The organism is Burkholderia dolosa (genome assembly GCF_902499135.1).
Taxonomy (GTDB): Bacteria; Pseudomonadota; Gammaproteobacteria; order Burkholderiales; family Burkholderiaceae; genus Burkholderia; species Burkholderia dolosa.
The window spans coordinates 1-13,771 of record NZ_CABVPR010000056.1; the positions used below are offsets into that span (position 1 = coordinate 1).

13 protein-coding genes are annotated in these 13,771 nt (G+C 66.3%); 6 read left to right on the top strand and 7 right to left on the bottom strand.

What is annotated here, in order from left to right; all coding sequences use genetic code 11:
* Nucleotides 1–5: 5 nt before the first annotated feature.
* Nucleotides 6–560: a flagellar transcriptional regulator FlhC gene (flhC, locus tag BUB20358_RS21565; protein WP_045552495.1), complete on the bottom strand. Its 555-nt coding sequence runs from the start codon at nt 558–560 to the stop codon at nt 6–8.
* A gap of 88 nt (nt 561–648) precedes the next feature.
* Nucleotides 649–969: a flagellar transcriptional regulator FlhD gene (gene flhD / locus BUB20358_RS21570; RefSeq protein ID WP_035971393.1), complete on the bottom strand. Its 321-nt coding sequence runs from the start codon at nt 967–969 to the stop codon at nt 649–651.
* Between the two features lie 703 nt (nt 970–1,672).
* Here flhD and BUB20358_RS21575 point away from each other — a divergent pair.
* Complete coding sequence (locus tag BUB20358_RS21575) at nt 1,673–2,737, top strand: glycosyltransferase family 4 protein (protein ID WP_035971394.1); 1,065 nt, start codon at nt 1,673–1,675, stop codon at nt 2,735–2,737.
* A 103-nt stretch (nt 2,738–2,840) separates the two neighbouring features.
* On the opposite strand, the gene BUB20358_RS21580 is transcribed toward BUB20358_RS21575, so the two are convergent.
* Nucleotides 2,841–3,137, bottom strand: a complete 297-nt coding sequence (locus tag BUB20358_RS21580) for an H-NS histone family protein (RefSeq protein WP_006762906.1) — start codon at nt 3,135–3,137, stop codon at nt 2,841–2,843.
* Between the two features lie 296 nt (nt 3,138–3,433).
* Between BUB20358_RS21580 and aqpZ the strand changes: the two genes are divergently transcribed.
* Entirely contained in the window at nt 3,434–4,174 is a 741-nt protein-coding gene (aqpZ, locus tag BUB20358_RS21585) for an aquaporin Z (RefSeq protein ID WP_006762907.1), read from the top strand.
* 104 nt (nt 4,175–4,278) lie between these two features.
* Here the strand turns inward: aqpZ and BUB20358_RS21590 are convergent, their stop codons facing one another.
* A complete protein-coding gene (locus BUB20358_RS21590) occupies nt 4,279–5,112 on the bottom strand; it encodes a Cof-type HAD-IIB family hydrolase (protein ID WP_006762908.1) in 834 nt (277 codons plus the stop codon).
* Between the two features lie 102 nt (nt 5,113–5,214).
* Entirely contained in the window at nt 5,215–6,096 is an 882-nt protein-coding gene (locus BUB20358_RS21595) for a glucosamine kinase nucleotide-binding domain-containing protein (RefSeq protein WP_035971395.1), read from the bottom strand.
* A 142-nt stretch (nt 6,097–6,238) separates the two neighbouring features.
* On the opposite strand from BUB20358_RS21595, the gene BUB20358_RS21600 reads away from it, so the two are divergent.
* The gene (locus tag BUB20358_RS21600; RefSeq protein WP_006762910.1) at nt 6,239–6,844 is read left to right on the top strand and encodes a DNA-3-methyladenine glycosylase I; all 606 of its coding nucleotides are present in this window, start codon (nt 6,239–6,241) and stop codon (nt 6,842–6,844) included.
* A gap of 42 nt (nt 6,845–6,886) precedes the next feature.
* On the opposite strand, the gene BUB20358_RS21605 is transcribed toward BUB20358_RS21600, so the two are convergent.
* Complete coding sequence (locus tag BUB20358_RS21605; protein ID WP_035971396.1) at nt 6,887–8,122, bottom strand: PepSY-associated TM helix domain-containing protein; 1,236 nt, start codon at nt 8,120–8,122, stop codon at nt 6,887–6,889.
* A gap of 229 nt (nt 8,123–8,351) precedes the next feature.
* Here BUB20358_RS21605 and BUB20358_RS21610 point away from each other — a divergent pair, with 229 nt between their 5' ends.
* The gene (locus tag BUB20358_RS21610; protein WP_006762912.1) at nt 8,352–10,475 is read left to right on the top strand and encodes a TonB-dependent siderophore receptor; all 2,124 of its coding nucleotides are present in this window, start codon (nt 8,352–8,354) and stop codon (nt 10,473–10,475) included.
* Nucleotides 10,476–10,604: 129 nt separating this feature from the next.
* Here the strand turns inward: BUB20358_RS21610 and rpsU are convergent, their stop codons facing one another.
* Nucleotides 10,605–10,817, bottom strand: a complete 213-nt coding sequence (rpsU, locus tag BUB20358_RS21615; RefSeq protein ID WP_006401410.1) for a 30S ribosomal protein S21 — start codon at nt 10,815–10,817, stop codon at nt 10,605–10,607.
* A 531-nt stretch (nt 10,818–11,348) separates the two neighbouring features.
* Between rpsU and BUB20358_RS21620 the strand changes: the two genes are divergently transcribed.
* Together BUB20358_RS21620 and fliD are read left to right on the top strand one after the other, a co-directional pair.
* The gene (locus tag BUB20358_RS21620; RefSeq protein WP_006762913.1) at nt 11,349–12,173 is read left to right on the top strand and encodes a flagellin domain-containing protein; all 825 of its coding nucleotides are present in this window, start codon (nt 11,349–11,351) and stop codon (nt 12,171–12,173) included.
* Between the two features lie 183 nt (nt 12,174–12,356).
* Entirely contained in the window at nt 12,357–13,757 is a 1,401-nt protein-coding gene (gene fliD / locus BUB20358_RS21625; RefSeq protein WP_006762914.1) for a flagellar filament capping protein FliD, read from the top strand.
* The last annotated feature ends 14 nt before the right edge of the window (nt 13,758–13,771 follow it).

Here is a 13,771-nt window from a genome sequence, read left to right on the forward strand (position 1 = left end):
GGCGCTCAGGCCGCGGCGGCCGACAGCTCGGCGCGCGCGGCGGCGGCCTTGCGCGTCTTGCCCGCGCGCGACGGCGGCTGGCACAGCCCGCAGACGAAACCTTGATGCGGGTCATGCGCATGCGCGACGAAGTGGCCGCCGCAGCGCGTGCACGCGGTCGTCTGCAGCATCCCCGAGTCGAAGAAGCGCACCAGCGTCCATGCGCGCGTGAGGCTCAGCACGGCCTCGTCGCCCGACAGGTGCACGTGTTCCAGATACAGCCGGTACGCCTTCACGATCGACTGGATCGGCTCGCAGCGGCCGTGGTCCTGCATGAACCGGTAGATGTTGTAGAACAGCGACGAGTGGATGTTCGGCTGCCAGGTCATGAACCAGTCGGTCGAGAACGGCAGCATCCCCTTCGGCGGCGACACGCCCTTCAGCTCCTTGTACAGCTTGATCAGACGATCCCGCGACAGGCTCGTCTCCGCCTCGAGCAGCTGCAGCCGGGCGCCCAGTTCGATCAGTTCGATGGCGAGGGTGATTTCCTTCACCTCGATCACGACGCTTTTGCTTGCCATGGTGATAACGGTCCGCGTGACGTTGTTCGTGCGTGGCCATACGTCGCCCGCCGGCGCGACGCGCCGGGACGAACGCAAGGCGGATGGATCAGCGGACGCTTTCGACCGGCTGGCCGGCCATCAGGATGGCCGAGTGTGCGTGCGTGACGACGTCGCTGCGGCCTTTGTCGGCGAGCGACGACAGCAACGCGTGATCGTCGAAGCGGAAACGGCACAGGATCTGGTTCGATGCGGCGAGCTTCACGGTCTGCGCGAGCGTGAGGTTCGCCAGCACGTCGGCCAGTTCCTGGGAAATTCCCATGCGGAACATGCCCATCGCTTTGTCTTCCCGCAGCAGGCGCTGCGCGAGGAGGAGGTACGACAGGTTGACCTCTTTGATCTCACTGAGCATTTCGCTGGTGGCGCTCATGATTCCCCCGTAAAGAGCTTTGCTTTGGCCATTCGTTATGAAAACGTTTGCTCGATCAGGTCGCAATTGGCGCGCAGTCGGCACGTTTATAGTCTTACAGGGCGAATTTTGGCCAAACGGCATTTATGCCGGTATCAGCGAAGTGGCGTATGCCGTGCAGGATTTGTCTGTAAACCGTGTAGGAATTTTTCCGACAAGGCGGTTTGAAAGGGAGCAATCGAAAAGCGACGCGACGGGCGCGTTGGCCTTGATGCGCGCGGACGGACGGGAATTGCGGGAAAGGGCCAGCCGACAAGGCTGCGGGCGTGCGGATCGGCAAAAATTATAGTGGTTTTTCACGATAGCGCAACAATAGTCGGCGCTATCTCGCTTCGTGTTTCCGCACCCTTTTTATCCGGGTTTTCTCGTATTTCAGCCTGTAACAAGCCTTAAGTGTTTGAAAAAACACTCGAACCCCGCAGGGCGATATCGATAATGAACTCCAATGGGCGGTGCCGTGAGGCCGCATCGGCCCGCCCCGCTCTTGCCGTTCCGGCGCCCGCGCATTCCGCCCGAGGCCCGGCTACGCACCGCCGACAGCATGCGTCGGCGATCCCGCAACCTCGTATCGATCGGAACCGCCGCTGATCCGCCCCCGATCGATTGCTTGACCCGGCACCGGCCGCGCCGCGGCGCCATCCGGGGTCGATACAGGAGAACGCCCATGCGCATTGCCCAGATCGCGCCGCTTTACGAAGCCGTCCCGCCGAAACTTTACGGCGGCACCGAGCGCGTCGTGTCCTATCTGACGGAAGCGCTCGTCGAACTCGGCCACGACGTGACGCTCTTTGCCAGCGGCGACTCCGTCACGTCGGCCCGCCTCGAAGCGGCGTGGCCGCGCGCGCTGCGGCTCGACCCGTCGATCCGCGATTCGATGGCGCCCCATATGCGGCTGCTCGAGCAGGTTGCGCGGGTCGCGCACGAGTTCGACGTGCTGCACTTTCATCTCGACTATCTGCCGTTCCCGCTGATGTCGCGCCTGGACACGCCGTACGTGACGACGCTGCACGGTCGCCTCGACCTGCCCGAGCTGCAGCCGGTATTCGACGCGTTCCCGGACGCGCCGGTCGTGTCGATCTCGAATTCGCAGCGCAAGCCGCTGCCGCTGGCCGCGTGGGCCGGCACCGTCTATCACGGGCTGCCCGAAACGCTGCTGACGCCGCAGCCGGACGTGAAGCCCGAATATCTGGCGTTCCTCGGCCGGATCTGCCCGGAAAAGCGCGTCGACACGGCGATCCGGATCGCCGCGCAAAGCGGGTTGCCGCTGAAGATCGCCGCGAAAGTCGACAAGGCCGACGCCGACTACTTCAAGGAAGTGATCGAGCCGCTGCTCGGCGAAGCGCACGTCGAGTTCATCGGCGAGATCAACGAGGCGCAGAAGCCGGCGTTCCTGTCGGGCGCGAAGGCGCTGCTGTTCCCGATCGACTGGCCGGAGCCGTTCGGCCTCGTGATGATCGAGGCGATGGCGTGCGGCACGCCGGTCGTCGCATTCAATCGCGGCTCCGTGCCGGAAGTGATCGAGGACGGCGTGACGGGCTTCATCGTCGAGGACGTGCAAGGCGCCGTCGGCGCGCTGCACCGGATCGACAGCCTGTCGCGCGATGCGATTCGCGCGCGCTTCGACTCGCGTTTCAGTGCGAAGGCGATGGCGCGGCGCTACGTCGAGACTTACGAGTCGCTTTGCGCGACGGCCCGGCGGCCGGCATTGCGCCGCGTCGCGGGCGCGTGACGACGAAACCGCGCAGAAAATACCGCTTGAAATTCGCGCCGAAATCGGCGTCAAAAAACGGAGAGCCGCATCGACGATGCGGCTCTTTCTTTTTGGCTTTCGGTCATTCGATCAGGAAACGATCGCGGTTTTTGCCGACGATCCAGTTCGGCGGTTTGCCGCGGCCGCTCCAGGTTGCACCCGACTTCGGATCGCGGTATTTCGGCGGCAGCGGCGCCTTTTTCGGCGGACGGCCGCGCCGCGCGCGCTCCGCAAAGCCGAGATCCTGGGCCGTGAGCCCGTATTCCGCGATCATCCGCTGAACTTCGGCAATGACCGTTGCCACTTCCTGGCGGCGGACTTCGTCCGCCTGGGCCTGCAGATCGGCGATCTGGGCCTTGAGTTTCGCGTATTGAGACATTTTTCGACTCCCCTTTTCCGTGATGCGGCCCCGGCGGCTCAGGCCGGGACACCAACCCCCGTTACGTTATCCGCACTGCCACCGTGCCCTTCGAAATAAATGATGCCATCTTTAACCGATTCGGCTAAATCGAGAATGCGGACTTATTCTAATAAAAGCGATTGCCGGCCATTCAAATTTAACAATCGTTGACCCTCCCTGCAGCGATTCATTTCCTATAATGCAGACCAATTCAGCGGTCAATAAATCGGTTGCGCCGCCGGAATGTCTTCAACCCACTTGAACGAGGTCCTCACATGAATCTTTCTCAGCGGCTCGCTGCAGAGGCATTCGGCACGTTCTGGCTGGTGCTCGGCGGGTGCGGCAGCGCCGTGCTGGCCGCCGCCTTTCCGGGCCTCGGCATCGGCTTTGCCGGCGTGGCGCTCGCATTTGGCCTCACCGTGCTCACGATGGCGTTCGCGATCGGCCATATCTCCGGCTGCCACCTGAACCCGGCGGTGACCGTCGGCCTCACCGTCGCCGGCCGCTTCCCGGCGCGCGATCTCGCACCGTACGTCGTCGCGCAGGTGGTCGGCGCCACGCTCGGCGCATTCGTGCTGTATCTGATCGCGACCGGCAAGCCGGGCTTCGACGTCGTCGGCAGCGGCTTCGCGACGAACGGCTTCGGCGAGCGCTCGCCCGGCCACTACTCGCTCGGCGCGGCGTTCATCTGCGAAGTGGTGATGACCGGCTTCTTCCTGTTCGTGATCCTCGGCGCGACCGACAAGCGCGCGCCGGCCGGCTTCGCGCCGATCGCGATCGGCCTGTGCCTGACGCTGATTCACCTGATTTCGATCCCGGTCACCAACACGTCGGTGAACCCGGCCCGTTCGACCGGCCCGGCGCTGTTCGTCGGCGGCGAAGCGATCGGCCAGCTGTGGCTGTTCTGGGTCGCGCCGGTGATCGGCGCCGCCATCGCCGGAATCGTCTATCCGCTGGTTGCGGGGCGCGACGATGCGCTCCGCCTGGCGCCCGCATCCGCTCGCACAAGCGAATAATCACTACGGGGTCACGCGAGCAGAACAGCGAGCCTCACGCTGTCCAAAGAACATCGAGGCAGGCAATTTCGACGGGCGCCGCTGGCGCCCGTTTTTCATTGCCGTCAGGACGCGGCGACGTCGTCGACGCTGTCCTCGAGCGAGAACAGCCTGCGCAGATGGCGCGCGACGCCGGCTTCGAAGTTGTTGCCGATCCGCGGGATATGCGGGAGCCGCGCGATCAGGTCGGGGTTCGCGTTGTTCATCATGAATGCGTGGCCGGCCGTCTCGAGCAGGTCGATGTCGTTCATGTTGTCGCCGAACGCGATGCAGTGGCCCGCGTCGACGCCGAGCCGAGCGAGCACCGCACGCAGCGCGCGGCCCTTCGACACGTTCGCGGTCATCACCTCGAGGCAGTCCGGCAGCGAGTACGTGACGTACAGCGCGTCGCCGAACTGCACGCGCATCCGCTCGGCGACGACCGCCAGATCGGCCGGCTCGCCGATATACAGCACCTTCGCGATATCGGCGCCGTCGTGCGACGCGACGTCGATCACTTCGTAGCGAAAACCCGAATCCTGGTGGAACGCGAGCAGGTGCGGTGCGTCGCGGTCGATCAGCCAGCCGTCGTCGGTAAACAGGTTGACGATCACGCGACCGTGCGTGCCGGCGACCGCCGGCTGCACGAGCGCACGGACGATCGCCGGATCGATGTTCTGCGCGTGGATCGTCGTGTCGTCCGGCGCGTGCACGCGTGCGCCGTTCGACGTGATCAGATACGGCCGGATACCGAGCACGTTGCGGATGCCCGCGACGTCCGCATAGTGGCGCCCGGTCGCGATCACGAACTGCAGGCCTTCGCGATCGAGCCGGCGAAACGTCTCGATCGTATACGGATCGAGCTGATGCTCGCCGTTCAGCAGCGTGCCGTCGAGATCGGTGGCGATGACTTTGTACATGGGACGGAAGAAAGGCGAGCAGCATGCTGCGGAGTCGCCATTCTAACGTCGCGCCCCGGCGTGCGTCCGGCGGTTCCGGCCGACGCGCGCGTGCGACCGACTTCATTCGCCGCCAGCGGCCTGCAGCACCTGCAGCGCGAGCCGCAGCGCGCCGTGTGCGGAATCGGCGAGCGGCGCACGCAGCCGCGCCGCATGACGCGCAGGCACCGCGGGCGCGAGCGCGTCGGCAAGCCCGCCGCACAGCGCGACGGGAAGCGCATGCTGCGGATCGAGCGCGTCGATCATCTTGCCGACCTCTTCGCCGGCCTGCGCGATCAGCGCATCGGCAACCGGATGCGAGCGGTGCGCGAACACGAGCGGTGCGAGGCGCGCATACGCGGTCTGGTTCGCGTCGCACGACCATTGGACGAGCGCGTCGCGGTCCTGCGCGCCCGTTTCCGCGAGCAGCGCGTCAGCGAACGCGTCGCGTGGCACGCGGCCGTCGAGCGCCTGCTGCGCATACGCGAGCGCACGCAGCCCGAGCCACGCGCCGCTCGCCTCGTCGCCGGACGGAAAGCCGAAGCCGCCCGCGATGCGGCAAGCGCCCGTCGCGTCGAGCGCGGCCGCAATGCTTCCGGTGCCGAGCGCGACGATCAGCCCCGGCGCGCCGCCGTGCGCGCCGACGACGGTCGTATACGCATCGCTTTCGACGGCCAGCGCTTCGACCGGCGCCTGCGCACGAAACGCGGCGAGCCACGCCGCATTGTTGACGCCCGCGAGCCCGCAGCCGAGCGCGCACTGCGCCCAGTCGAACGCGAACCCGGCGCGCGTGAATGCGTCGGCGCAGGCCGCGCCGATCGACGCCCACGCGCGCTCGATGCCGAGCCCGAGACCCGACGGACCGCCGCGCCCCTGCGCGAGCTCCCGCCCGTGCCGATCGGCGAGCACCGCACGCGTGCCGGTGCCGCCGCCGTCGATGCCGATCGCAAAAAGTAATGCCGTCATGCGCTGATCCCGCTGATTCGAACAGGCGCCAAGCTTAACCGGATCGGCGCCGCGCGCCCATCTGCCGTTCGGCCGGCTATCCCGCGCCACGGGCATCCGCTATGCTGGCGCGATCGAATCGACACTGGAAACGAGGCACACGATGTCGCAGCGGTGCAACTGGGTGAAGACGGAAGCGGATGCTCACTATCACGACACCGAATGGGGCGTGCCGTCGCACGACGACCGCCATCTGTTCGAAATGCTGATTCTGGAAGGCGCGCAGGCCGGGTTGTCGTGGTCGACGATCCTGAACAAGCGCGCCGGCTATCGCGCAGCGTTCGCCGATTTCGACGTCGACGCCGTCGCGCGCTTCACGCCGAAACGGATCGAGAAACTGCTGGAGAACCCGGGCATCGTGCGCAACCGCGCGAAGGTGGAAGCGGCGGTCGTCAACGCGCGCGCGGTGCAGCGGATCCGCGACGAGCACGGGTCGCTCGCGCAGTTCCTGTGGTCTTTCGTCGATCACACGCCGATCCAAAATGCATGGCAGTCGTATCGCGACGCACCGGCGTCGACGGCCGAATCCGACGCGCTCAGCAAGGCGCTGAAAGCGTACGGCTGCAAGTTCGTCGGCTCGACGATCTGCTATGCGCTGATGCAGGCAACCGGGATGGTGAACGACCACGAGGTCGGCTGCCCTTGCCGCGCGCGATGCGCGGCGCTCGGCGGCAAGCAGCAGCCGGCACGTCGGCGCAGCGCTGGCTGACGGCGGGCGCGCCGCTTCACCGGCCACGTTTGTGCGGCGTCGTCACCGCGCAGCACGGGACGATGCCGGCACGACCGTCCGCGCATGGCGCGCAGCACGCACGCGCGCACTGCGCTTCTTCACCCAGATGCACACGCCGGTCACGCTCAGCATCGCGATCACGACGCCGAGCACGCTGACCGCGATGCGGCCCGCGATCCCGGCGATCCGCCCCGAGTGCAGCGGAAATTGCGCCTGCATGAACAGGTCGCCGGCCGAACCGCGTCCCGGCACCTGCGCGGCGACGGGCTTGCCGGTCACCGCGTCCCAGTAGAGCCACGCGTTGCCGAGTCCGACGTCGCCGTGATCGTTGCCGGGCTCGAAGAACCCGACCGCATAGACGTTCATCGCCGGCACGAACAGCAGCGCGCCGGGCGGCGCCGCGATTCCGGCCTCGCGTCCGGCCGATCGCGCGAGCTCGACGATCCTCGCGCGCGACAGCATCTTGCTGCCCGGCGGCGCCGGCGGGAAATGCTCGGGATTCGTATACGGCGTCTCGGCGAGCGGCGAAAACAGCGACACGAGCGGCCGCACGACCGGATTGCCCAGATTCATCGAGATCGACGTGACGGCCACGACGAGCAGCAGCCCCCACACCCAGACGCCGCCCGAGCGGTGCAGGTCGAACACGAGCGGATAGCCGCCGCGCCGCACGCGGAACGCGAACGACTTGCGCCAGCTTTTCAGGTTCGGAAACGCGAGCACGAGTGCGATGAGGCTGTCGACGGCCCATACGATGCCGACCACGCCCATCACCCAGAACCCGAAATTGATGCCGCCGTACACCGGCAGGAACAGCGAGTAGTGCAGCCGGTAGAGGAACGGCATCAGGTCGAGCCGCGCGAGCGACAACGCGCCCCATTCGCGGCGTCCCTGGACGGCGCCCGTCGCGGGATCGACCGCGATCTGGTTGAAGTCGAGCGCAGCCGGTTGGCCGGTCGCCGAATCGGCACGAGGCATCACGCCGATCTGCAGCGTATGCGCCGGCTCGACCGCGAGCGGCAGATAGGTCACCTGCACGCGCGGATCGGCCGCTTCGATGCGATCCGCGAGCGCCAGCGGCTCGAGCGGCGGCGCATCGCTGCGCGCGACGTAGAAGTCCGGGTTCAACGCGGCATCGAGCTCGTGGTCCCACGCGATCAGCGCGCCGGTCGTGCCGGCGACGAACAGGAACAGCGCGATGGCGAGCCCGAACCAGCGGTGCAGGCGCACGAGAAGCGGTCGCAGCCATGCATTCATCGCGCGCGCCGCAACAGGACAACGGAACCGCGCGGGCCGCGGGCCGGGAAGGACGGGGTATGGATCATCGAGTTTCATACGCCGCGCAGCAACGCTGCACGCCGGTTCGGCACGGGCGGAAGCCCTTGCGCGCGGCATGGAATTGTTGCGCGTTCAACGAGTTTTGGTACGATGCGCGGCATTTTAACTCAATGCGAATGATTCTTACTCGCATTTTTAACTGCCGCTCATGATCGTCCGTCCCGTTCTCCGTCCCGTCCGCCCGCGCCGCGTCGCGGCCCTTCTCGCGTGCTTCGCCGCCTCCGTCGCCCAAGCGGACGACACGCCGGCCGACGCGGCGATGCTGCCCGCGCTCAACATCACCGCCGCGCACGATTCGCCGCAGCACCTGACCGACGAGATTTCGGCCGGCGCGCTCGGCACGCGTCGTCAGCTCGATACACCGTTCTCGACCACGATCGTCACGTCGGAAGAACTGGAAGCGCGCCGGCCGTACAAGCTCGGCGACGTGTTCGCCAACGACGCGTCGGTGTCCGACAACAGCGGCGCGTACGGTGCGTGGGCCAGCTACATGACCGTGCGCGGCATGCAGCTCGACTGGCAGAACGGCTACAAGATCGACGGGCTGCCGTTCGTCGCATACGGCATCACGATGCCGTACGAACAGCTCGAGCGCGTCGAGCTGCTGAAGGGGCTCGGCGGCTTTCTGTACGGCTTCGTGACGCCCGGCGGCGTCGTCAACTACGTGACCAAGCAGCCGGGTGCCGAACCCGTGCGCAGCGTCGACGTCGGCTATCGCAGCACCAACATCTGGACCGAGCACTTCGATCTGAGCCAGCGCTTCGGGCCGAACAAGATGTTCGGCGCGCGCGTGAATGCGACGCACGAGGAAGGCACCGCGTACAACGACGGCAACATCCGCCGCGACAGCGTATCGCTCGCGCTGCAGGCGAACCTGACGCGCGATCTGTCGGTGACGTTCGGCGCGCTGTATCAGGAGCGCCGCACGACCGGCCAGACGCCGTCGATCTTCACCGGCGGCTACGCAGGCGGCGTGCTGCCGGCGACGATCAGCGGCGGCACGACCGATCTCGGCGGCAAGGACCAGTACCTGAACACGAATCTGCAGCTGTACACCGCGGGGCTGCAGTACGAACTCGCGCCCGACTGGCGCGTCGACGTCGCGTACAGCTACAGCAAGGCGGCGCGACGCCGCAACGAAAGCACGCTGTCGCTGCTGAACCAGGCCGGCGACTACACGGATAGCCGCTACGTCGGGATGGAGGATCACCGCTTCAGCCAGTGGCGCGCGATGGTCGAGGGCAAGGTGCGCACCGGCCCGTTCAGTCACCAGATCGTGCTCGGCGCGTCGTGGCAGAAACAGGCGAACGACTACTCGGCGAACAGCGAGTTCGTGCCGCTCGGCTCGGGCAACCTCTATTCGCCGAACCCGTATCGCTACGAAAGCCCGCACGGCTTCGTCCAGTACCGGACGAGCGAGATCGTGCAGAAGTCGCTGTTCGCGAGCGATACCGTGCAGCTGACCGAACGCTGGTCCGCGCTCGCCGGCGTGCGCTACATGAACTACGAGCAGCGGTCGTTCCAGCCGAGCGGCGCCGAGGATCCCGGCTACCGGCAAAACGGCGTCGTGACGCCGACGTTCGCGGTGATGTACAAGCTCGCGCCGACCACGACCGCATACGCGAGCTATGCGGAATCGCTGGAGCCCGGCAGCCGCGTCAACGACATCTACGCGAACGGCGGCCAGTTGCTCAAGCCGCTGCGCAGCAAGCAGTACGAGGTCGGGATCAAGAGCGAGCACGCGCGCTGGAGCGGCACGGCCGCGCTGTTCCGTATCGAGCGCAGCGCCGAGTATGCGAACGCGGCGAACGTCTACGTGCAGGACGGCAAATCGGTGATTCAGGGGCTGGAGTTCGGTGCGCGCGCGAAATTCGGCGCACGCTGGAACGCCGGCGTCGACGCGATGCTGCTCGACGCGTGGTATGCGAACGGGGTCGGCAACAACGGCAATCGCGTCGCGGGCGCGCCGCGCTTCGTGCTCGCGGGCGAGCTCGGCTATGCGGTGCCCGGCGTGCCGGGGCTGACGCTCGGCGTCGACGCCAAGTTCACCGGCGCGACGCCGCTGCGTGCGGCCGGCGGCATCGACGCGCCGGGTTTCCTCGTCGTCAACGCCGGCGCGCGCTACCTGACGCGCATCGGCCGTCACGACGTGACGCTGCGCGCGTCGATCGACAACGTGCTGAACCGCCGCTACTGGGAGTTCCAGTACGCCGACTACGTGAAGCCGGGCGACCCGCGCACGGTCAGCGTCAGCGCGAAGTTCGACTTCTGAGCGAGCGGCGCCGGGCCCGCGCGGCCCGGCTGCCGCGCCGGCCGTGCGTTTCCGGCGCCCCAAAGCAAAACGGCGGAGCGGCTTCTTTCGAAGCACACTCCGCCGTTTGGCGGCGAACCGGAGAAGCGCTTAGTGGAGCTTCTTCGGCAGCATCTGGCTGCGCAGACGCTTGTGCAGGCGCTTGACGGCTGCTGCCTTCTTGCGCTTGCGCACTGCGGTCGGCTTTTCGTAGGACTGGCGCTCGCGCAGTTCAGCGATCAGGCCGTTTTTCTCGATAGCGCGACGAAAGCGGCGAATCGCCACTTCGAACGGCTCGTTTTCCTTCAGAAGAATCGTCGTCATGTCGTTCCTAAATTGCTTATACGGTCAAAAACGTAGCGGCCAAGCGCCACGCACCGGCCATCCGGGCGTTCCCACAACAGGCGAAACGAGCGGAAATACGGCCTCGGAGGCCGGAAAAGAGAGGCGGAAAGCACCGCGAGTACGCTTCACAAGCCGCGTGCAGCGCCGCGTTTGACTGCCAGCAGACATGCCGAAAACGGCAAAGGCGTGACAGAAATCTCAATTCAGCCCGCCATCATATCAGCAAATCACAGACAAAACTACCCTTTTGTCGATCCCGGCGCCCCGGCCAGCGCGGGAAGTCCGGCTTTCGTCCCGATTCTCGGCAACGTCGCGCGAGCCGCAATCGAGGCCCGGCGCGGGTTCGGCGCGATCGCCACCAGTCCGGCCCGAATTTCTTCTCACATTCCTCTCAAGTTTTCGCCGGGTGCCGCCGTCAACCAGGAAAGGCGGGCAGCGCCACTCGCGATAAAGCGCAACGCCGAAATCAGACCTGTCTCTACTCAGGCATTTTCCACAACGAGGAAGCAAATGCTGAACATCAACACCAACATCCTGTCGCTGACCACGCAGACGAACCTGTCGGGCTCGCAAAACGCGCTGTCGCAAGCGATCAACCGCCTGTCCTCCGGCAAGCGCGTGAACACGGCAGCGGACGACGCAGCCGGCCTCGCGATCGCGACGTCGCAAACGGCCGCGATCAACGCGCTGACGCAAGGCGTTTCGAACGCGAACAACGGCATCTCGATGATCCAGACCGCAGCCGGCGCGCTGCAGTCGACCGTCGACAACCTGCAGCGTATCCGTACGCTGGCAGTCGAAGCAGGCGACGGCTCGCTGGACTCGAACGCACGTGCGAACCTGCAGTCGGAAGTGACGACGCGTCTCGGCGAAATCGACCGTGTCGCAACGCAGACGTCGTTCAACGGCCAGACCATCCTGAGCGCAGCCGGCAACGTCACGTTCCAGGTCGGCGCAGCGGCGAACCAGACCGTTTCCGTGGACTTCGGCGCGACGGTGTGGACGAGCACGGGCACGGGCCTGAGCCTGACCGGCCTGTCGGTCAGCGACCAGACGAGCGCACAGTCGGCGATCACGGCGATCGACGCGGCACTGAAGAACGTCAACACGTTCCAGGCAACGCTGGGTGCAGCACAGAACACGTTCCAGGCTGCGATCACGACGACGCAGACGCAGGCAACGAACATGAGCGCAGCCCGCGCGCAGATCACCGACGCGGACTTCGCGACGGAAACGGCGAACCTGAGCAAGGCGCAAGTGCTGCAGCAAGCCGGCATCTCGGTGCTCGCGCAAGCGAACTCGCTGCCGCAGCAAGTTCTGAAGCTCCTGCAGTAATCGGGAAGCACGCGCGGCGGGCGCCCTGCCCGCGCGCACACGGCGTCGTCCGCGTTGCGGCGCGCGACGACGCCGGTTCGATACCCGAACCCGATACACCAGGGAGGCTTGCCTCCCTGCTTGCATTGAAGGACGGCGTCCCGCCGGATCGCGCGCGATCGCGCACACGACTGGAGCAAACGCATGAGCACGACGGATGTCGGCAGCATTCTGGCGCAGGCTGGACAATCGATCATCAGCGGCGCGACCAATTCGACGCTCGACGTCAACTCGCTCGTGACCGCGCTGGTCCAGGCCAAGACGGCCGGTCAGACCCAGACGCTCACGAACAAGCAAACGGCCGACAACACCGAGCTTTCGGCGGTCGGCAAGCTGAAATCGGCGCTGTCCGCGCTGCAGACCGCGCTCGCCGGTCTCGCGAACGGGACGACGCTGAGCGGCCTCGCAGCGACCGCGAGCGGCAACGGCATCACCGCGTCGGTCAAGAGCGGCGGCGGTGCGGTGGCCGGCGCGTATTCGGTCAACGTCACGCAGCTCGCTACCGCGAACAAGCTGTCGTCCGCCGGCATCACGTCGTCGGACACGATCTCCGCCGGCTCGCTGAGCATCACGCTCGGCAGCAATACGCCGTTCAACGTGAACGTGTCGGCCGGCGCGTCGCTGTCCGACATCGCGAACTCGATCAACTCCGCGAGCGGCAATCCGGGCGTCACCGCGTCGGTGATCACCGGCTCGGACGGCCAGCATCTGGTGATCCAGTCGAATTCGACCGGCGCGGCCAACACGGTGTCGGTGAGCGGCACCGGCGTCAATTCGAAGCTGACTTCCGGCTACACGACCGTGACCGCGGCCGCCGACGCGCAACTGACGATCGACGGCACGCCGGTGACGAGCGCGTCGAACAGCGTGTCGGGCGCGCTGACGGGCGTCACGCTGAACCTGACGCCGGCCGCGCTGAACACGACGCAGACGGTCACGCTGTCGCCGGACACGACCGCGACGACGGCCGCGATCAACGCTTTCGTGAACGCGTACAACAGCTACGTGACGACCGCGCAGTCGCTGTCGTCGTACGATCCGAACACGTCGACGGCCGGCCCGCTGCTCGGCGATTCGATGCTGAACACGATCTCGAACGGCCTCGCGACCGCGCTGAGCGGCGGCGTCAAGACGGGCAGCACGACCTATTCGCTGTCGGCGATCGGCATCAACCTGCAGGCGGACGGCACGCTGCAGGTCGATGCGACCGCGCTGAACACCGCGCTCACGTCGAACAGCCCGGCGGTCGCCGGCCTGTTCAACACGACGAACGGCGTCGGCCAGACGCTGAACAAGCTGATCAACGGCTACACACAGACCAACGGCCTGATCGACCAGCGGACGACGGCGCTCAACGCGGATCTGAAGAACCTGTCCGATCAGGCGACGCAGCTGAAGAACTATTCGGACCAGCTGACCGCGCAGTACAACGCGCAGTTCACCGCGCTGAACAACCTGATGGCGACGATGGCGAACAACACGAAGTACCTGACGCAGCTGTTCGGCGGTTCGAACAGCGCAGGCACGCTCGCCACCAACAAGTAAGCCGTCTCTTCACG

Excerpts from the sequence above, each read along its gene's own strand:
- BUB20358_RS21620 (WP_006762913.1), top strand. The coding sequence starts at position 11,349 with ATGCTGAACATCAACACCAACATCCTGTCGCTGACCACGCAGACGAAC.
- BUB20358_RS21610 (WP_006762912.1), top strand. The coding sequence starts at position 8,352 with ATGATCGTCCGTCCCGTTCTCCGTCCCGTCCGCCCGCGCCGCGTCGCG.
- flhD (WP_035971393.1), bottom strand. The coding sequence starts at position 969 with ATGAGCGCCACCAGCGAAATGCTCAGTGAGATCAAAGAGGTCAACCTG.
- BUB20358_RS21590 (WP_006762908.1), bottom strand. The coding sequence starts at position 5,112 with ATGTACAAAGTCATCGCCACCGATCTCGACGGCACGCTGCTGAACGGC.
- aqpZ (WP_006762907.1), top strand. The coding sequence starts at position 3,434 with ATGAATCTTTCTCAGCGGCTCGCTGCAGAGGCATTCGGCACGTTCTGG.
- BUB20358_RS21600 (WP_006762910.1), top strand. The coding sequence starts at position 6,239 with ATGTCGCAGCGGTGCAACTGGGTGAAGACGGAAGCGGATGCTCACTAT.
- BUB20358_RS21605 (WP_035971396.1), bottom strand. The coding sequence starts at position 8,122 with ATGAATGCATGGCTGCGACCGCTTCTCGTGCGCCTGCACCGCTGGTTC.
- BUB20358_RS21580 (WP_006762906.1), bottom strand. The coding sequence starts at position 3,137 with ATGTCTCAATACGCGAAACTCAAGGCCCAGATCGCCGATCTGCAGGCC.
- fliD (WP_006762914.1), top strand. The coding sequence starts at position 12,357 with ATGAGCACGACGGATGTCGGCAGCATTCTGGCGCAGGCTGGACAATCG.
- flhC (WP_045552495.1), bottom strand. The coding sequence starts at position 560 with ATGGCAAGCAAAAGCGTCGTGATCGAGGTGAAGGAAATCACCCTCGCC.
- rpsU (WP_006401410.1), bottom strand. The coding sequence starts at position 10,817 with ATGACGACGATTCTTCTGAAGGAAAACGAGCCGTTCGAAGTGGCGATT.
- BUB20358_RS21575 (WP_035971394.1), top strand. The coding sequence starts at position 1,673 with ATGCGCATTGCCCAGATCGCGCCGCTTTACGAAGCCGTCCCGCCGAAA.
- BUB20358_RS21595 (WP_035971395.1), bottom strand. The coding sequence starts at position 6,096 with ATGACGGCATTACTTTTTGCGATCGGCATCGACGGCGGCGGCACCGGC.